Origin of the sequence: Nevskia sp., assembly GCF_051860985.1 — a bacterium.
Lineage (GTDB): Bacteria > Pseudomonadota > Gammaproteobacteria > Nevskiales > Nevskiaceae > Nevskia.
The window spans coordinates 1-764 of the sequence record NZ_JBIMKV010000044.1; the positions used below are offsets into that span (position 1 = coordinate 1).

The 764-nt window shown below is 62.0% G+C and carries 1 protein-coding gene and 1 CRISPR repeat array; the gene reads right to left on the reverse strand.

Translation table 11 applies throughout. From position 1 onward, the window contains the following. The first annotated feature begins 48 nt into the window (after positions 1-48). A CRISPR array of direct repeats spans positions 49-437; the repeat unit is 28 nt; unit sequence TTTCTGAGCTGCCTACGCGGCAGTGAAC. 51 nt (positions 438-488) lie between these two features. Continuing rightward, positions 489-764, reverse strand: a 276-nt coding sequence (locus tag ACTIGJ_RS19590; protein ID WP_439641997.1) for a hypothetical protein, incomplete at its 5' end; no start/stop codon positions are given.

Genomic DNA, 764 nt, shown 5'->3' on the forward strand with positions numbered 1-764 from the left:
CTACGCGGCAGTGAACGTGGCCTAGGGTTCGTCGCGATCCCCAGTCAATTTCTGAGCTGCCTACGCGGCAGTGAACGCTCCAGAGAGGCCGAGAACGTGGGCGCAGCATTTCTGAGCTGCCTACGCGGCAGTGAACGCGGGCGGCAGCCAGCGTCTGCAGCGTGGCCTTTTCTGAGCTGCCTACGCGGCAGTGAACTGATCCACGACGCGCCGGTCACGATTTCAGCCTTTCTGAGCTGCCTACGCGGCAGTGAACAGAGAAGAACTTGCTGGCCTTCCTCATTCCCTTTTTCTGAGCTGCCTACGCGGCAGTGAACCAAGGCGCGGCCAGTGCCACCGATCGCGAATTTTTCTGAGCTGCCTACGCGGCAGTGAACTGGCCCGCTATGTCTTCGTCTGCGGCGACGGTTTTCTGAGCTGCCTACGCGGCAGTGAACCCTGCACCGGAGCTGTACGTACAAACCGCCATCCACTTGCGCAGCATCGCCCTACAACATGAGCGGCCATTGCCAGCGCGAATGCGCATCGGCGCCATAGAACCTGAGCATCGACGGCAATAAACTGCCCACCGGCGGCAAGAGACTGCGCAGCGTCGCCAACTTGCTGCGCAGCGCTGGCAGCACCTTGCGCACCTTCGCCAAACCGTTGCGCAGCGTCGCCAGCATCCTGCGCGGTGTTGCCACGGCTATTGCGCAACCTCGGACTTGAGCTTGCGCATCGACTCGCCCTTGAGCGCGATCTTGAGGCTGGAATGCACCAGGCGG